Raw genomic sequence first — 18,278 nt, 5'->3', positions numbered from 1 at the left:
ATACATTTCAAATAAATGGAGTATAATATTTTCATGACAACATAGGAGTGATGGGGATGGATGGACATCTTGTGAAAAGCCTTGTTAGTTGTAAAGGCTCTGAGTTAAGGATGCTATATTTTTTATTATTTCAATTACCAGGCAATATACTTTCATTAAGTCAGACTAAATTTGCAGAATATAGAATAGAACAAGAAGATCAACTGGCAGATCTAACAGAGGAAAAAATGCATGTCGACATCTTCTTGGAAATGACGAAAATATGTAAATTGCGAGGAATGGAGTACACAGATCAAGACAGCTTGTTTGCCCAGTCTTCTAATATATTTCATCATACATATAAGCAGATACCAAAAGAAAATCAATTAAAAGCTGGAGATGATATGGAGAAAGAACAACTCTTTATTCAATATCACCTGAATAAAATAAACACTGCTTGGCAGGATAGCCTTATCACAATAGATGTTTTAACAGATGTAGAGATAATAAAAAGAGTGCTATCAAACAACCGTTTTGCTATGAAGAGTATTTCACGCCATAAAATCATCGAAATGGTAGTGGCATTTCTTTTATTAAAGAATGCCCAGGAAGTAAGTGAAATAAATATTGATCCTTTTCTCAGTGAGTGGCAAAGCCGGTATGATGTCTTTATCAACTTACATCATGAACTAATAGAATTGGAAATTGAAAGAGATGGCGTCCAAAACGATTTTGATGAGAACCAAACGATTATTAATGAGATCCAGAAGCAAATCCGCCATGCCAAGAATCAAATTATATTAGAAAAGAAGACACTGCAAAGTATTTTGAAATATGCAGACTTGGATAAATTAAAAGTCAATCCGTCATTTGAGGCAAATCGCCAGGCATATGAGCAAATTCAGCAAAAAATCGGCAAATTGTATCGCTCCAAGTCTTCACATTTAGCGGAACGTAAGCTATTGGCAAAACTGAGTACAACTGTATCCAATATGGGTGCAGCACTGCAGATAAAGAATCAGGAAAGAAAAGCAAATTATTATTTAAGTGAAATGGTAGAGGATTTACTAAGTGTGAACATCCCCTTTAAAGAAGCAGAACAAAACAGGATTAAACAATGGGAGAAAAAAATAAAAGACCTGGAAAAATGGGAAACTCAGCATAAAAAATATCAGGAAATGTTAAAAAATGAACTGATCCAATCAAAATACCAGGTTGTTGAAATTCAAAAACATATCAAGCAGCTTGAAAAAGAAAATTACGGTTTGGCCCATTTAGAAGTTCCATTAAACGAAGCTTTTCTGCTGGAAGATTGAAAAGAAGGAAGAGGTTGAGTCGTACCATAAATAGTTAATCTGGAAAAACAATAAATCTTCCAAAGCAGGTAACTGAAAATAAGCAGAGAGTGATAGTTCCTGTTTCAAGAAACAAATTATGCGGGCGCATTGAATTCATTCGTCCGGATTAAAGGAAGGGGTAAATTTTCTTTACCCCATCCTCTTTATTTTTATCCAAAAAACAAATCAAGAATATTTGATGATTTTGATGCCTGCTTGTTGTAGAATTCGGAATAGCCGCAATCTTCGCAGTAGATGACGACAAACTGATTGTTCTGGATATCAAACATTTTCGACAGTCCAGTTCCTGTCATTTTTGTGCGGCATTGCGGCTTCCACATTTCACACAGCCATTATTCGCCATAAGAACACCTCTTTTCCATTTTTCCTAAGTTTATCACAACACTAAGAGTCTGTAATATCCCGAAGGAAAAGTTGCGAGGAACAGATGATATATGTACTTGATAACGACAAGTCAATCAATTATGGTGCAGCCGCCGATCAAGAACGGGCAGCCTTTTTGATTTAACCTTTCCGGAATTGTCTTAACAGTGAAAACCCTTGGATCTAGATCTTCTGTAAGCTCCTCCCAAAATAATGGAGTAGAAACTGTCGCCTCTTTTGTTGCTCTTGTGGAATATGGAGCAATAATGGTCTTCTTCGGTGCGTGCTGCACATAGTCTATATATAACTTATTTCCTCTGTTTTTAATCAACCGTTCTGTTGTAAAAGATTCAGGATATTTGTCCACAAGCACATGAGCAATTGCCTCCATTAATTCCCTTGTCTGATCAAAGCTCATGGAACCTTTAACAGGTGTATGAACTTGCAGACCTGTTTTTCCGCTGGTTTTGACAAATGATTCAAATCCTTTATAGTCTAATAACTGCCTGATTAATTTTGCTGCCAATACTGCTAATGGAAATTGATCCAGTGATGGGGGGTCTAAATCGAATACAATCTCATCAGGATTCTTTGTTTTTATTTTATGAAAAGGGATATGAAATTCAATTGCTGCATGATTGGCGAAATACAACAAACTATCAAGATTGTTGCACAATAAATGATCGCCTTCCGTTTCAATAAAAGCAGGTTCTGCTTTCGATAAATGTTTCTGAAAAAAGGAATCTTCGTCAATACCATCTGGGTATCTGATAACGGTTAAATGTTTATCAGATAATCTAGGCAGCATAAAAGGGGCTACTTGCCGGTAGTATGTGACCAGATCCTGTTTTGACACATTAGGAAAAAGCAGCTTCTCCGGCTTATTTACTTCAATGGTTTCCGGCAGTTGGCTTAATTGAAGTGCCAGCTGTTTTGGTGTACATTCCTCCGGCTCTAAATCAAAACGGAATCTGCTGAAATTCGGTTCTCTCAACTCCTGATTTTCCGCATCTAAGCAATTGATTTCGATACATATACTTGGATTTACTTTCCAGTAATATGCATTTTGTTTTGTTCCATTTTCACGGATAAATGTTGTTACTGTTTTTCTTTCTTCCGGATTCATGCCATTTTTGACTTTTCCCAGTTCTGACCACTGCTTGTTATTATAAATGACTGTCTGAAAATAATCGTTTTTTGAGTTCCATCCTGCCACTACTCCTAGAATCTTGCGGTAATTTTTCACCTTTAGCCAGTTTTCTGTTCTTTTTCCATATGCATAATGAGAGTTTCGGTCTTTTACCACAATTCCTTCGCACTGGTGAAGAAACACAAGTGCTTCCATTTCCTGTAATGATTCGAAGCTTGTGACCATTGCAAGCCTTTCCTGTAATAAATTTGTTTCTAAAGAAAACGAACGAAAAACGGTTTCTAATAGCTTTTTTCTTTCTGACAGTGTTTTATTGATAACAGATTTTCCTTTATATTCGACAATATCAAAGCTGATATAACTTGCTGGTCTGGCAGTACTTGACATTTCAATCTTTTTCTTTGTTTTCAATCTGCTGCGCTGCTGTACTTGTGAGAAGATGGATTGATAAGGTGTTCGCAATATGACAAGCTCTCCATCAAGAAACAATGGCAATAAATTCGCTACATATTCTTGATGGTTGTTACACCATGTTACTATTTCTGGAAACTGTTCTGTCAAATCATGATTGTTCCTGCTCCAGAGAGTGATGCCAGACTTTTTCCATTCTAACCCGCAGCGGAAACCGTCATATTTCACTTCATATAACCATTTTTCCTGTTCATCGACATGACCGGCTAGTGTCGGTAACATTGGCTGCCACATAAAGTTCAACTCCTTCTTTGTTCTTTGTTTATCACAGCGCCAACCGCCTGTAATACTCCCTCTTCATGATTCAAGTAATACGAAGAAAGTAAGTGGGGGGATAAACAGACGCTAAGCAACCTGATGAGTTTCGCAAATGTTCAGTGGCGGATACAAAAACCCCCACTGATCAAAGTCTCACTTTATTTTTCGTAATTAACGAATGATTCATACGGTTCTCGATAAAACTATGCTAAAAAGAGGTGGAAACAATGCACACAATGTGGAAAGGAACCATCAGTTTCGGATTAGTAAATATTCCAGTGAAACTGCATTCAGCAACTGAAAACAAAGATATTCCATTACGAAATCTGCATAAGGAGTGTCATTCTCCTGTTAAATACGAAAAAGTATGTCCAGTTTGTGATAAAGAAGTGACAAATGATGAAATGGTAAAAGGATATGAATACACTAAGAATAAGTTTGTCATTTTGGAAGACGAAGACTTAGAGGCGATAAAAGATGAACAGGAAGAGAAGGCTGTGGAGATCGTGGATTTTGTCAAATTAGAAGAAATTGATCCGATTTATTTTGACAAAAGTTATTACCTCTCACCAAATGACGGCGGTACAAAAGGTTATGTGCTGCTGCGTGAAGCATTGGAAGAAACAGGAAAGATAGGAGTTGCTAAGATCACGATAAGGTCAAAGGAACATCTGGCTGTTGTACGAATATACAAAAACACATTAGTTATGGAGACGATTCACTTTCCCGATGAGGTCCGTAATTACCAGGAAGTGCCGAATGTCCCGGAGGAAGACAAGATTGTCGCAAAAGAACTTGAAACAGCAAAGTTGCTGATTGATCAATTGACAACAGAATTCGAACCGGAAAAATATACAGATGAATACAGGACGGCATTACTGGATTTAATTGAACAAAAACGAAAAGGGAAAGAAGTATCAACAGCAAAAGAGCCGAAGAAGCCTGATAATGTAACAGATTTAATGGAAGCTCTGGAGAAATCTTTGCAGAAAACCAAAACAAAAGCGAAGCCAAAACGAAAACCTGCCGCAAAGAAAAAAGCAGCAACTGCCAGAAAACAGGCGTAAATTGACTGTATCCCATGAATAGATTGCTTCATTACGGAAAAGATAGCACGAAAGGAGTGTGAGAATATGGATGCACAACGCGCACAAGAAATACTGAATTCACCAGAGATGTTTCATGTTACCTATAATGGAGAGAAAATTTATATCGAGCATGTTGACAGAAGTAATGGACAAGCTACCGTTCATCCTCTTCATAATCCAGAACAGAAAATCAGTGTCGAAATTAATCAGCTAATGGAACAATAAACTCCTGTAAGAAAATCTTCGGAATGTTACATTCTGGAGATTTTTTTAATATAGAGAGGATGGTCTGCTGTGATAGGATTTCCCCTATGATTTGGCAACATAAACCAGCATGCAAAGAAATAATGAGAAATTTGTCGAATATTATCGTTTACAACAAATTAACCTTTATAGTAAAATTACTTATCACTATCGCAGAGTTTACAGGAAAGTACAGGTGAAGAGATGAGAAGATTAGGGTTTTTAACAACAGTGACAGTGATATTCCTTGTATTGTTGACAATATTCTATCAATCTATAATGAATACATTTTTCAGTTTAATAGAATTTATGCTGATTATTGGACTGACAATCATTTCACTGTGGTTGGGCCGGAAGTATGATATGCAATTTAATGCCATTAGTCAATTAACCGAGGTAAAGGATCACCTTCATTCCCAATATGGACAATTACATGTTCGAATCGAGGAGTATGAGCAATTTTTTAATTCGTTTGATGGTGTTACCTTGTTTATGTTCGACCTTACCCATAAACATACTAAATTTTCAAAAGGAGTGGAAGTCCTGTTCGGTATGACACAAAATCAATTCAACGGTAACGGCGAATTGTGGAAAGATTTCATTCATCCAGCCGATAGAAATAAAGTAAACAAGGCAGAGCAGCTTTTATTCAGTGGGAAGGAAGTTCAAATAGATTTTAGAATCATCCATCCAACAAAAGGAGAAAAGTGGATCACAAAGCTGTCTAAACCGATTACAGATCAATATGGAACTATCATACGCATAAATGGACAGTTTAAGGATATTACCAAACAAAAAGAGCTTGAGAATGAATTACGGCATATGGCCTACTTTGATGATTTGACCGATTTGCCTAACCGCAAGATGCTTGACCGCCATATCAAGAAAGCTCTCGCACGCTCAAAACGTCAGTGTCACAATCTTGCCCTGATGTTTGTCGATCTTGATGACTTTAAACAAGTGAATGATACGTTAGGACATGATGCAGGAGATCAATTGTTACGAGAAGTGGTGGACAGAATCGGAAAATGTATTCGTGAAGAAGATGTAATAGCCAGAATAGGGGGAGATGAATTTATTCTCGTGTTCGAGGAGACCGATCAGCAGGAAATAGAAAAAATTGCAAAAAGAATCATCCAGTCATCAACGCAGTCTTATACTCTTGATGGAAACAAAGTGAACATATCTGTTAGTGCAGGGATAAGTATGTATCCCGATAATGGAATGGACAAAGTAACCTTGATTCAAAATGCTGACAAAGCAATGTATGATGCCAAAAATAAGGGCAAGAACAATTATTCATTTTTTTCTGATAAGCTAAAAGAAGTCAAAATAAGTGAGGAGGGGATCTTTGCAAGCTGGTTTAACAAGCTTCAGGGTTCTTCTCTATTTCACACTAAAAGATAACTCATCACAGGATGGGTATTCTTTTGCAGGTGTGATAGAACATTTGTTCTTGTATTCTATTATAAATATGATATAATCGAATAAGATAATGTTCTTTTAAGGTGAGGTCGGCTAGCCCTTGATGAAAGGGGGGATGCCTGTGAGTATGTATGAAACTTTTATGGTCCTTTTTGGATTTGGCGGTTTGATTATCACATTACTCGCACTGATCATTAATTTGATCAATAAAAAATAGACCTCCCTATTTACCCTGCAAGTGACTAGGTGAGGTCTATGCGTTGATTGCAGCCGAACCCTCTGGGGGAACCGCTTATCTTTACCCACAGTGCCAGCTGTGGGTTATTATCAAGTTGATACTTTTTTATTATAACATAGATGAATTATCCTGGGAAGTTAGAACCTGTTTATTATTAAGATTGGAAATTCTTATCACAGCGCTAACCGTCTGTAATCCCTAGGCGAAAAGATTAAGGACTCTTTGTAATAAAGCTTTGTGTTTTCTTCTACTGCATTTAATGTGACAAAGGAATTCACCATCAATACCCCCTTATTCCTTAAAACTATAACGTAAAAAAATTGAGAAAGAGAAGTGAAGTGTTTATTGGCAGTTTCTGTATGAAACGTTTTGTTTTCATTATTCGTACATATAGAAGACTTTAAAACAGGGGGATAGAACAATGGATAAGATTATCTATATTTCAGATAATTTCTTCTCAGCAGGGAAAACCAGTATAAGAAACGCCCAGAACGAAGAAATAGGGATGCTGGATTTGAAAAGTGCGTTTAAATCAAATATTTCGGTCTTTGATAATAATGGGAGTATGCTTGCATCAGGAAAGTTCCGACCATTTTCAAGTAAATGGATTGTTTACGGTCCCGAACAGGAATTAGGCATCCTGAAACAAAAGCTATTCAGTTTTTCGAAAACCTACTATTACACTACGAAAGGCCAGGATACCTACATTATCCACTCACCAGCATTTTCCCGTGATTTTACAATTCGTGACAAGCAAGAAAATGCTGTCGCAACATTTAAAAGGATGAACCACTTTTTTTCTTCACCAGCATTTGAGATTAACAATACGGAAAACAGGCTCCAGACAGAAGAGTTAATCTGTGTTGTAATGGGTGTAAATGCGATTGAGAAAAGTAATAATGCAGCTGCTGCAAATGCCGGCACATGATTTTTCAAATGGATCAATCTGCTATACAATAAAGAAAAGCAGATGAGATTAGGAGCAGGCATGATGCATCGAATTGCAAGTACAGGATTAAAGTTTTCTATCATTTTCTATACGGTTATACATTTTTATACTTATTTTTCCCCAAGCAGAGTTGGGCATATTGGGCTTGTTATCAGTGGATTCTTTCTGCTGTTATTCACTGTACTCAAGCGGCCGGTATTACAAATAAAAATGCCGCTTGGTCTTGTTCTCGTGGGGTTACTTATTATGATCTATCAAGGAAATTCTATTATAACAGAATTAGAAAACGGTTTGTTGCTGATGAGAAATATGATCGGTCTGTTAATCGTTGTTCCTATGATCAGCTGGGTATTGCATGAAGAAAGGTATATCGAATCTTTCATGGGCTATGCACATAAATTCCTAAATACAAGCCGGAAATTTTATTTTGGGATCATATCTTTTACCCAAATTATTGCCTATTTCCTGCTGTTTGGGTCGATTACGATGATGTATCAATTTGTAAGCTATATTTTGAAAAATGAAAAGGGAGAAGCATGGGAGAATTTCAAATCAACTCCATTACTTCGCGGGTTCGGCCTATCTGTCATGTGGGTTGTCAGCATCCCGAGCTTTGCTTACGTTGTGGAGATAATGGGTGCTTCATTAGGAATTTCTATTATCCAGGGGTTGCTTATATCCTTCGCAGGCATAATTCTCGCGATTGGGTTTTCTTATTTTGAGGAAAAACATTACAGCATTTCTTTTACATCCGGACTGGAGAAGGAGATAGAGGATGTACTGGCACATACAGAAGATATCAGCAAGATGAAGCATAACGTTTGGGAATTTCTTTTGCTCTTTATTACTTTATTTGGCTCGATTTTTGTTATTCAGGCATTAGTTTCAATTGAGTTGTTAGTATTAATTCCGCTCACCGTCCTCGTTTGGATTATGGTTTATTATCTATACAAACGCAGACCGGAAAAATTACTCGCGAATGCGAAAACTTTTTATCAAAAGGGAATGGAGCATCAGGCTTATCAATTATGTGTAATGCTGGGGGCCGGTTTACTCATTTATTCGCTAAATCAGACCAACTTTGCACAAACTATAGTTGACAGCATTTATTCACTGCAGAGAGTTTTTCCTTTCTTAAATTTACTTTATTTATTGCCTTTTATTGTAATTCTGCTGGGGTTTGTCGGGTTAGGGCCATTAACCGTTATGGTATTGGTTGGCGGGATACTCGAAACAATTAAACTTCCTTATCCGCCGGAGCTTGTCGTACTGGCTATTACTTCAGGAAGTGCGATTTCCATTATGTTATCACCATTAATCATGCCAGTGATCGCACTCAGCAGTGTCAACGGCTTAAACCCATTTAAAAACGGCATCCACTTTAACTGGAAATATACAATAGCTTTTTACATATTAGTGCAATTATATATTCAGGTCAGGGTCTTTTTTGGAGTATAATGAAAAAATAGCAAAGGAACTAGATTAATAGTCCTTTGCTATTTTTTCTAAAAGCTGATGTTCTAGCGATATTTAACTTTCCGTAATTACAATTGTTATAGAACTTAAGCTTATTGCAATTCCTTCACTGACTGAACATTCCCAAACTGAACAGCGTATTGTCCTTCTCCGAATTTCTGCACATCTTTTTCTGCTGATTCCCCTGTATTGCCTAATATTAGAGTAAGATTTGCCTGTTCCTTGTCTTTTAAATGAGCCACATTCGTACTGTCAACATACCAGTTTGCTTGAATATCCGTTAAGTTTAAGTTCACTTCATTGATATGTCCCGTTATTTCCACATCTACATCATTTGGTAAAGAAATTGTCGGATAATAGGTTGTAAATTGATAGTTTAATCCATGGTCAGTTGGTGATGGGAAAAGACTGATATAGACAGTCTCTCCAACTTTATGGATCGAAGCTATTTGATCTTTTGTTAATTTTTTATTGCTGTTTGTCTGATAAGTACCAAAAATAGAGATGGATTCTGACTCAGTTGCAGTTACTTTCGTTAAATGATTTTGAGAATCAATCACAACTTTTTCTACATTTTCATCAATCACTTCCTCCATCACAGGAAGTGAACCAGACACTTGTTGATCATTAATATAATTGTCTACAGCAGCGAGTACCCCTGAACTTGCTCCAACATAAAATCCAATTGAGACAAAACTGATAAAGATAATAAAAAGAATGGAGAATATATCATATTTAATCACAGGCTGTTCACTCTTCGCCGTAAACAGATAGATTAGAATCTCTATTCCTAAAACAATTAACAGAACAGGAATCCAGCTCACTGCTATTTTGCTTATCTCCCAATGGAAAAATTGAGAGATAAACAAGATAATGCCTAAACCTACTAAAGTTAACCCCATTGAAATGGAACCTACGCGCCATTGTCTCATTATTCTTTCACCTGCTTCCGTTTCTTTGTGCCAATCATTAATCTAAGCCCACTGCCGATTAATAGGAGACAAACAATGGTTACTTGAAAATACTGATCATAATAATGCCAGATATAGATGTCATAGATTTCTCGAAATTGATCTGCAATAAAAGGCATAAAAATCGAATCCAGCAGATAGAAACAGCCTAACAGGATTAAACCCAACCCGAGCCAGCGCTGGTGATTGGCTAATTGCCTGAAAATCGGAATGTCATCAAGGGAACCTTCTTCGTATTTATTAGCGGATTGCAAGGCATCAAAAAAGCTGAAGAACCAGATAATCGGGATAACAAAAAGGAAAAAGGTTAAATGCAATACATCCAGAATATAGATGGATAACAAGAATGCAGCCATTAACTGTAATCCTCTTTTTTGCAAACCTAAATACATATGGCCGGCACCTGGGAAGATAGATAATGCTGTTGCGAGAATTTTGCTTTTCTTGTTTTCCTGCCGCAGCTGGTCGAAATCATCCATAATGGTATTATCCTGCAGTATTTCACCTGCCTGCTTTTTATTCAGTAATTGAATGACATCAAACAAGCCGTACACCCATATGATAGGGAGTGCTAGTAAAAAGATCATAAAGACGCCGCTTGTTAAGAATGAGATAAACAAAACCATTGAAATAATCCCGAAGAAAGCTGCCAAAAGGGTTAATCCCCGATGGGTAAGCCCTAAATAAAAATGGCCCACGCCTGGCATGAATGATAGTAAAATTGTAGTGAAACGTTCATTTTGAATCAGATTGGAAGTAGAATAGTCATCCCCTGTATTGGCAGCAGGTACTGCTTTGCGACTGATGAGGGTGATTATTATATCCATCATATTGATAAACCATACAGCTCCTGCTAATGCAAAGAATAGGAGAAAAGCAGCATCACTATAGATTAATATACCGGTAACGATACCTAAACCTAAAGCTCCTAAAAAGAAAAGCGGATAAAGTACTCCTCTGACTTTATAGCCTAAATAAATATGGCCAAAGCCGGGAAACAATGCGAGAAATAACGCTAATATTGGTGATTTGTTCATTTGTTGTTGTCCTCCTTTATTTGATCAAGAAAATCGGTTGTTTTATTCATTAACTGTTCCGATACAGAAACTTTAGGAACAGCATCTGTCTGTTCGGATAAATGAAGTACACTTTCAAATAAACCGCTAAATGTAAATATCAATGTCAGGCCAGCTGCCAGAAGATAATGGGCCATTATGCGATTTTTCTTTTTGGATGATGGACGGGACTCTTGATTAAATAATGGAGACAATTCTAATTCCTCCATAGTTTTATCAGTAAAAGACTCTGAAACTGAATGGTCTATATGACAGTTATCAATCGCCTCAAGATAAAGAGAGAAACAGGATTCACATTCTGTCAGATGATTATCAATGATGGTTTGTTCTTCTTCCGGTAACTGATTATTGCAATATGCTGACAGCTTTTCATTTTGAATATGTTCCATTAGAAATCTTCCTCCTTCCAATTTTCCTTCATCCACATTCTCGCGCGGTAGAGCCTCATTTTTACAGTTGTTTCTTTCAGTTCAAGCTTGTCTGCAATCGTTTTGTATGACCGGCCTTCAAGATGATATAGTTTCACTACATCCTGAAATTTGGCTGGCATTTGATCAATAGCTTTATGAACAAGGCGGTTTTGTTCTTTCTCTAATATCATTTGATCAACACGACCTTCGTCGGGATATAAGTAATCTTCTTCAAAACTTGTCAGCTCTTCTTGTTTACGCTGCTTTTTTCTTTTGGCATCTATTGCTTTATGTAAGGCAATTTTACTTATCCATGTTTTAAATCCTTGATTTTGATAGGATGGGAGAGCATCGATCATCTTTATAAACGTTTCCTGTGCTACATCTTCTGCCTCTTTCTCATCATGGACGACACTATAAGCAACTTTATAAACATGGTGCTTATAATTCTCGATCAGCAAACGTAATGCCTGTTTGTTTCCTGTTCTTACTTTGTTAATTAGTACATCATCTTGAATAGCTCTCTCCCCCCTTCCATCATATCTCTCTGTACAATAGACGAAAAAAATAATAAGATTACTACATAATTTTCAAAAAAAAATTAACTTAATGGCAATTTACAATAAGAAAATGAAAAATGTCGAGAAAGAGGGGCAGTATCATGCTGAAAAAACTTTTGTATATGACAGGACTTATCTCCACTTTCGGCCTGCTCAGCAAGGTTTATTATGATACCAATTTTATTAAAACAGCTTCTGTTACACTGCTGACAGATAAATTAAAGAAAGGAAACAACTATTCTATTTTACAAATAAGTGACCTTCACAATAAAACGTTTGGCAAAAATCACCAACGAATATTGAAAGAAATCAAAAAAGCGAAAACAGACCTTATTGTGATAACAGGTGATTTAATTGATCGAAAAACGACAAAACTTGATTCCGTTATTCTTCTGGTAAAGGAAATGAGAAAAGTAAACCCAAATATTCTCTATATAACAGGGAATCATGAATGGGATAATCCGCTAACAAGTGAACTATTGTTGCAATTGAAGAAACAACACGTTCAAGTTTTGGACGATAAGGAAGTTCATATGCAAGCCAATGAAGGAATAATTCATATTATCGGTACAGGCAGAAAATTAGCGAAAAGTGAAAAATTGATTCATTTGCTTGAACATGCTAATCCTGATAACTTCATCCTGTTACTTTCACATATTCCGAATGTTGTAAAGCACTTATCAGGCAGACCGATTGATTTGATCTTAAGTGGACATACCCATGGCGGGCAGATAAGATTCCCGTATGTCGGTTCTGTCGTCGTGCCTGATCAGGGGGTATTTCCAGCCTTTGACCAGGGGATCTATGAATGGGAAGAGGGAAAATTACTTTATATTGACAGTGGGGCGGGAACAACCAGATTACCAGTTCGTTTTCTTAATCAAAGTCAGATTAGTATCATCCATCTTATAGGAAACAGATGAATATGGCAGATACCCATATAAGAAAATATTACCAATTGCTGAACGTTTGTACTTAACAGGGAGATTGAGGTAAATTAAAATGAAGTGTGAAGAAAAATGAGACTTGAAAATTTATATTATAATTATTTGCAATTAAGAAATTTAGTATAGACACTAAGATTCCAGTTAAATTACGCTAATATCAGTAGGTACAGAAACTAAAAAGTCTCACTTTATCGTAAGTTATTTTAAAATATAAAGGAAAATCAGTAATGAGAAAATATTTTTCAAGACGGAAAAGAAACACAAAACGTAAGAAATCAATCGACGATCAAAGTAACCATCCTTCCTATATCATTAATGATTCCTATGATCAACTTAAATCAACATTCACCATTGCCTGGATTGTTAGTCAGTTAGCTATTTTTACAGATAAAGAGAAGCATCAGTCACTTTTTATGAAATTAGTACAAATAAATGGAAAAAGCGAAATAGAAGATCAGAGCGTACTGGAATTGTATGAGCTTGCAGAACAAGGCCTGGACTGGATAAAGAATAGCACTATGATAGAAAACGAATTAAGCAAATTATCATATCCGAAAGGCTTTCTTGATCATTTTTATCAATTATTGAAACAAATTCAAATGAGTGAAATGATAGTACATACTAAGAGTGACTGGAAGGTATACCGAGATGTACTATTTTCCGCAACCCAAGGGAAATTACTTCTTATTTCTTCTGACAAGGTTGATCAGTATAAAAAAGGCGAACATTTATGTACGGCATTTCTGATGGATAAGCATGATATAGCGTATGCCAGAAACAAAGCTAAGAAGGCTTTTGAGGAAATACTTACAGACGGAGACAAGATAATGAGCTACCAGCTTATTATCTCTGAAGCGGTGACAAATGTGATTAAACACGCTAATAATGGAAAAATGAATATTTACCAGACAGAAGATGAGGTATATGTTGTCATTGAAGATAATGGACCGGGATTCCTGTTAAGTGAAATTCCTAAAGCAACATTGTTAGCGGGGTTTTCTACAAAAAGTTCTCTTGGTCAAGGTTTTACTTTAATGATGAAAATGGCAAAACAGCTTTTGCTGGAAACTTCCTCAAACGGATCGACATTGATTTTAGTTTTAGACAAATAAAGGGGAAGCAGAATGGATTACTTGTCATAATTAAGGCGGAAAAGGGTAGCTAAAAAGGAGGAAGAATGGTAGACTTCAGTTAACAAACATGAGAAAAAATGATAAATTACACCATTCTTCACTATAGTTAGAAAAGTTATTTTGGAGGCGTGAATGTTGGAGTGGATAGAACCATATACATACTATTTATCAATGTTTGGCTTATTCCTTTTTTTTGTTGGGATTATTTTACTGAAGAAACCAAGAACCCTTAGTCGAATATTATTATCTGTTACGATGTTGTTCATCGGTATATTTGTCTTGCTTACTGCTTTAGAGTTATTAATTGATGATTATCACACCATGCTGTGGTTAAGAAATTTACAGCAGGTTACCATCTTTTTAAGTCCAGTCACATTATTCGGCTATGCACAGGAGCTTTATAAACAGAATAATCCGAAGACATTGAAGTATTTATGTCTGCTCGCAGTTCCTTCGATTATTTCTCTGTTGCTTATCTTTACAAACCAGTGGCATGGCTGGATGCGTTCAAGTATTCAGCTTGTGGAAACATGGAATCTTACCGAAATATCGGTTACCCCAACTGGATTAGGAATGCTGCTATATGCCTATCCAAACTTTTTAAACATTTTCACTGTTGTTTTATTAATGAGAAATATGAATGACTTGCCTTCTTCCTTCAGAATCAGCCATATCCTTTCTGCTATCGCCATTGTTACACCTTTGACTTTTATTATGTTTTTTTCCATTATCCCTGTTTCCATTCCCGGAGAGGTCGCGTTATCTTTTTCAATCATGGCCATTTTGCTTATTATGGTCAATAAAAGGTATGACTATAATTCTATCTGGCCGATATCGAGAGGAAAAATACTGGAGTCATTAGATGAAGGGATTCTTTTATTTGACTTTCATTGTAGATTGATAGAAATTAATCCTTCTGGACGTAATATTCTACATCATACTTTTGGATGGGAAGCAAGTAATGATCAGCTGTTAGGGAAGAATGTAAAGGAACTGTTTCAGTACAATGAAATCATCATACTGCCTGTTCAAGAAAGGAAGAATATCAGCTTTGAATGGAAATACCGCTCTTCCTGTTTTCAGCTGAATATTGTTCCAATAGGGAAGAATGAACAAAATGAAATGCTCTTGTTAGTGATAACGGATCTGACAGAAAAGAAAGCCATTGAAAACAAATTATATCATTTAGCTCATCATGATGACTTGACCAACATCTCCAATAGACGCTCTTTTATTGAAAGTTTTAATAATAGAGTCAAAGACAATAATGATTATACTTTTTTACTTTTGGATGTAGACTATTTCAAGCAATTTAATGATAATTACGGTCATATTATTGGTGATAAAGTATTAAAAAGATTAGCCAACTTACTTGATGAATATTTTATATGTAAAAGTGAATATGCGATTGTCGGAAGAATCGGCGGGGAAGAATTCGCTGTTTTAATTGATAAAAAACAGGATGAAGCAATGAAAATCGCTAAAGAATTTCAGAAACTGCTGGCTGAAGTACCAATTCTGATAGAAAAAGAGAAAAAAGAGACCATTACAGTCAGTATTGGAATGTCAACAAACGACAAGGAAAAAGACTTTACCTTTGAAAAAGCATACTACGAAGCTGATCAGGCATTATACAGAGCCAAACGAAGCGGCAGAGATCATGTGGAGGTATATGCAGGTTAAGAAAGAGGATGGGACAAAGGAAATTGCGAGCTGAATATCCACTTGGTAAAGAGGGTTTCTTTACCAAGTTAGCAGACCGCCGTACCCGTGGTAAAGAAGACACTACTCAAGTGCATTCTGCTTGAGTAGATGACGCCCTTATACCCGTGGTGAAAGCGAGTATTTTTTCCCGGCGGTGTGCTAACAGTATCTAAATTAGTACAATAGTGAATGAAAATTTGAGAATTTTTTGTTCGTTTTTAAATTAATTATTTTTGTTATGTCCCAACCTTCACATTATCTTATCATTGCATATTACTAGTTTTCTGTTAAACTTTGCTTTATAATAATATTAAATATTTCTACTCAGTTCCTCACGTATATGCTGCTTCTCTTCATAAAACTTATGGTGTGTTTCCTTAATTAAGTATGGAAATAAATCTTTCCCGTGTTCCTCCAGGCTTGCAATCCCGACACCAGTAATTCCTCCAGTAACACAGACCTTATCGATTAATTCTTCCAGGCTGAAATGATTATCTGCCAGTAATGTGCCAAAGCCTTCAAACATTTTTTCCATGAGAATTGTTGCTTTTTCGTTTGAAATATCTGTTGAATTGCTCGCCGCATGAATAAATTGTTGTGCTAAATGGGCAAAAAATGCCGGTCCGCACGAAACAATATCGGACGCAATCCGTACAATATTCTCTTCTATTTCCACAGGCTCAGAGAAACTTTTCACCTTTTTGATAAATGATTCCTTCCGCGGTAAGTTAATTTTGCTGCTGAATGTAAGCAAGGTAACCCCAGCTAAGGACTGATTCGTAATACTAGGGATCATTCTTGCCACTTGACAGTCTACAATTGATTCAATATCAGCAATCGACAAGGCGCTTGTAATGGATACAAGCAGCTGAACTTCTGATAAACTGTTTTTTATTTCATGTAACAGTGGGATAATTTGACCTGGTTTTGCACAAATGAAAATCGTATCAACAGCAGCAATTAAATCCGAGACATTTTCTTCAACATGGATATTAGGATATGTTTCCTTTAGCAGATAGGCCTTATCTATTGTTCTATTCGTAACGTACAGATCGTTTTGATTAAGCAGCTGAGACTGGATAAAGGCATGTGTTAAGACTTGCCCCATATTCCCTGTACCGATAATTCCCCATTTCATTTTTATTCGCCTCCTTTGTTTTTTCCGCATAAGTAAAGCAAATACTTATCTATAAAAATCACTATATCATTCTATGTAAAAGGATAGATTTTATGACATTTTTCAGAAAATACTGGTATGTTATTGTATTTGGGCTTGTCATTTTTTTGTGGATTTTGATTAATCCTTCTGTGAAAACGGAAAGCGAGCAGGTGCAAGAGAATGTTTCTATAGACATGCAAGCTGATCCAGTTGAAGAAGATACGGAGATGGAGGAAGAGGAGATTACCAAAATGGTAGATATTAAAGGAGAGGTTGTCCATCCTGGTGTTTATGAAATTAGAGAAGGGGATCGTGTGAAGGATGTGATTGCAAGGGCAGGAGGATTAACGAAAGAAGCAAACAGTCAATCCATTAACATGGCGGAACGAGTTTATGATGAAATGGTTATTTTAATTGCTGGGCAGGAGGAGGGAACGGCCGTACAAACTGCAAAGACCAGTGACGGGAAAGTAAGAGTCAATCAGGCTACAAAAGAAGAGTTGATGACAATTTCAGGAATCGGTGAAGTAAAAGCAGCTGCCATTATAGAATACCGAGAGACGAATGGCAGGTTTAAGACGGTTACAGATCTGACAAATGTGAGCGGCATTGGGGAAAAAACAGTGGAAAGAATTCAGGATTTGATTCAAATTCCATAAGTGTATTGACGCATTCGACATGTATCGCTAAACTTTTAAGAAGACAGATAAATAAAAATGTAAGGAGCATTTTCATGGAGAGAATATCTTGGCATCAATATTTTATGGCTCAAAGTCATTTATTGGCATTGAGAAGCACGTGTGAGCGCCTGATGGTTGGTGCAACAATAGTAAGAGACAAAAGAATCATTGCAGGCGGTTATAATGGCAGTGTGTCAGGCAGTGTCCACTGTATTGATGAAGGATGCTATGTAATAGACGGTCACTGTGTACGTACCATTCATGCAGAAATGAATGCCATCATACAATGTGCCAAGTTTGGGGCATCTACAGAGGGTGCGGAAATTTATGTTACCCATTTTCCTTGTCTGAATTGCTGTAAGGCAATTATTCAAAGCGGAATCAAAACAGTATATTATGCGACAGATTACAAGAATCACCCATATGCCATTGAACTTTTTCAAGAGGCTAATGTAAAAGTGGAAAAAGTAGCGCTAGATCATACAACCATTAATCTAAACCCTAACAAATAATATATCCTTCTCACTAATGTGCTTAGATTCTACATAAACTGCTATTTTCCAGTGCATTAGTGGGCAGAATTTATTACCAAATAGAGGAGGCGAGTGTGATTGACAGTCTATTTTCACTGGTTTGTCAT

18 protein-coding genes and 1 pseudogene are annotated in these 18,278 nt (G+C 36.4%); 12 read left to right on the top strand and 7 right to left on the bottom strand.

Going from position 1 to position 18,278, the window contains the following annotated elements:
• The first annotated feature begins 56 nt into the window (after positions 1-56).
• Complete coding sequence (locus F9U64_RS17520) at positions 57-1,295, top strand: hypothetical protein (RefSeq protein WP_153406206.1); 1,239 nt, start codon at positions 57-59, stop codon at positions 1,293-1,295.
• A gap of 191 nt (positions 1,296-1,486) precedes the next feature.
• Here the strand turns inward: F9U64_RS17520 and F9U64_RS17515 are convergent.
• Together F9U64_RS17515 and ligD are read right to left on the bottom strand one after the other, a co-directional pair.
• A pseudogene (locus F9U64_RS17515) lies at positions 1,487-1,680 on the bottom strand (zinc ribbon domain-containing protein).
• A 111-nt stretch (positions 1,681-1,791) separates the two neighbouring features.
• Complete coding sequence (ligD, locus tag F9U64_RS17510; RefSeq protein ID WP_153406205.1) at positions 1,792-3,555, bottom strand: DNA ligase D; 1,764 nt, start codon at positions 3,553-3,555, stop codon at positions 1,792-1,794.
• A 251-nt stretch (positions 3,556-3,806) separates the two neighbouring features.
• On the opposite strand from ligD, the gene ku reads away from it, so the two are divergent.
• The 6 genes from ku (at position 3,807) to F9U64_RS17480 (ending at position 8,980) form a co-directional block, all read left to right on the top strand.
• Entirely contained in the window at positions 3,807-4,646 is an 840-nt protein-coding gene (gene ku, locus F9U64_RS17505) for a non-homologous end joining protein Ku (RefSeq protein ID WP_153406204.1), read from the top strand.
• Between the two features lie 66 nt (positions 4,647-4,712).
• Positions 4,713-4,892, top strand: a complete 180-nt coding sequence (locus tag F9U64_RS17500; RefSeq protein ID WP_153406203.1) for an H-type small acid-soluble spore protein — start codon at positions 4,713-4,715, stop codon at positions 4,890-4,892.
• A 222-nt stretch (positions 4,893-5,114) separates the two neighbouring features.
• The gene (locus F9U64_RS17495; protein ID WP_153406202.1) at positions 5,115-6,317 is read left to right on the top strand and encodes a sensor domain-containing diguanylate cyclase; all 1,203 of its coding nucleotides are present in this window, start codon (positions 5,115-5,117) and stop codon (positions 6,315-6,317) included.
• 145 nt (positions 6,318-6,462) lie between these two features.
• Positions 6,463-6,552, top strand: coding sequence for a putative holin-like toxin (locus F9U64_RS17490; RefSeq protein WP_228275782.1), 90 nt, complete (start codon positions 6,463-6,465; stop codon positions 6,550-6,552).
• 442 nt (positions 6,553-6,994) lie between these two features.
• The gene (locus F9U64_RS17485) at positions 6,995-7,501 is read left to right on the top strand and encodes an LURP-one-related family protein (RefSeq protein ID WP_153406200.1); all 507 of its coding nucleotides are present in this window, start codon (positions 6,995-6,997) and stop codon (positions 7,499-7,501) included.
• A 63-nt stretch (positions 7,502-7,564) separates the two neighbouring features.
• Positions 7,565-8,980: a hypothetical protein gene (locus F9U64_RS17480; protein ID WP_153406199.1), complete on the top strand. Its 1,416-nt coding sequence runs from the start codon at positions 7,565-7,567 to the stop codon at positions 8,978-8,980.
• A 110-nt stretch (positions 8,981-9,090) separates the two neighbouring features.
• On the opposite strand, the gene F9U64_RS17475 is transcribed toward F9U64_RS17480, so the two are convergent.
• Genes F9U64_RS17475 through F9U64_RS17460 form a run of 4 tightly spaced genes read right to left on the bottom strand, consistent with a single transcriptional unit; the run spans position 9,091 to position 11,955 of the window.
• A complete protein-coding gene (locus F9U64_RS17475) occupies positions 9,091-9,930 on the bottom strand; it encodes a hypothetical protein (protein WP_153406198.1) in 840 nt (279 codons plus the stop codon).
• The gene (locus F9U64_RS17470; RefSeq protein WP_153406197.1) at positions 9,930-11,006 is read right to left on the bottom strand and encodes a hypothetical protein; all 1,077 of its coding nucleotides are present in this window, start codon (positions 11,004-11,006) and stop codon (positions 9,930-9,932) included. Before F9U64_RS17470 ends, F9U64_RS17475 begins: the two co-directional genes overlap by 1 nt.
• Positions 11,003-11,434, bottom strand: a complete 432-nt coding sequence (locus F9U64_RS17465; protein ID WP_153406196.1) for a zf-HC2 domain-containing protein — start codon at positions 11,432-11,434, stop codon at positions 11,003-11,005. Before F9U64_RS17465 ends, F9U64_RS17470 begins: the two co-directional genes overlap by 4 nt.
• Positions 11,434-11,955 carry an RNA polymerase sigma factor gene (locus F9U64_RS17460; protein WP_228275781.1) on the bottom strand — a complete coding sequence of 174 codons (522 nt, stop codon included), beginning with the start codon at positions 11,953-11,955 and terminating at the stop codon, positions 11,434-11,436. Before F9U64_RS17460 ends, F9U64_RS17465 begins: the two co-directional genes overlap by 1 nt.
• A gap of 161 nt (positions 11,956-12,116) precedes the next feature.
• On the opposite strand from F9U64_RS17460, the gene F9U64_RS17455 reads away from it, so the two are divergent.
• From F9U64_RS17455 to F9U64_RS17445, 3 genes are all read left to right on the top strand, one after another.
• Positions 12,117-12,938 carry a metallophosphoesterase gene (locus F9U64_RS17455; RefSeq protein ID WP_194287429.1) on the top strand — a complete coding sequence of 274 codons (822 nt, stop codon included), beginning with the start codon at positions 12,117-12,119 and terminating at the stop codon, positions 12,936-12,938.
• 251 nt (positions 12,939-13,189) lie between these two features.
• The gene (locus F9U64_RS17450) at positions 13,190-14,074 is read left to right on the top strand and encodes an ATP-binding protein (protein WP_153406193.1); all 885 of its coding nucleotides are present in this window, start codon (positions 13,190-13,192) and stop codon (positions 14,072-14,074) included.
• A gap of 156 nt (positions 14,075-14,230) precedes the next feature.
• On the top strand, positions 14,231-15,778 hold the full coding sequence (locus F9U64_RS17445; protein ID WP_228275779.1) for a histidine kinase N-terminal 7TM domain-containing diguanylate cyclase: 1,548 nt from the start codon (positions 14,231-14,233) through the stop codon (positions 15,776-15,778).
• Positions 15,779-16,109: 331 nt separating this feature from the next.
• Here the strand turns inward: F9U64_RS17445 and comER are convergent, their stop codons facing one another.
• Positions 16,110-16,937, bottom strand: coding sequence for a late competence protein ComER (comER, locus tag F9U64_RS17440; RefSeq protein ID WP_153406191.1), 828 nt, complete (start codon positions 16,935-16,937; stop codon positions 16,110-16,112).
• A 92-nt stretch (positions 16,938-17,029) separates the two neighbouring features.
• On the opposite strand from comER, the gene F9U64_RS17435 reads away from it, so the two are divergent.
• Positions 17,030-17,617 (top strand): helix-hairpin-helix domain-containing protein, encoded by a 588-nt coding sequence (locus F9U64_RS17435; RefSeq protein WP_153406190.1) that lies wholly within the window; start codon positions 17,030-17,032, stop codon positions 17,615-17,617.
• 74 nt (positions 17,618-17,691) lie between these two features.
• Entirely contained in the window at positions 17,692-18,150 is a 459-nt protein-coding gene (locus tag F9U64_RS17430) for a ComE operon protein 2 (RefSeq protein WP_153406189.1), read from the top strand.
• Positions 18,151-18,278 lie beyond the last annotated feature (128 nt).

The sequence above is a fragment of the Gracilibacillus oryzae genome, assembly GCF_009498735.1.
Classification (GTDB): Bacteria; Bacillota; Bacilli; order Bacillales; family Amphibacillaceae; genus Gracilibacillus; species Gracilibacillus oryzae.
Note: the sequence above shows the minus strand (reverse complement) of the source record. Positions and strands in the feature narration are given on the sequence as shown.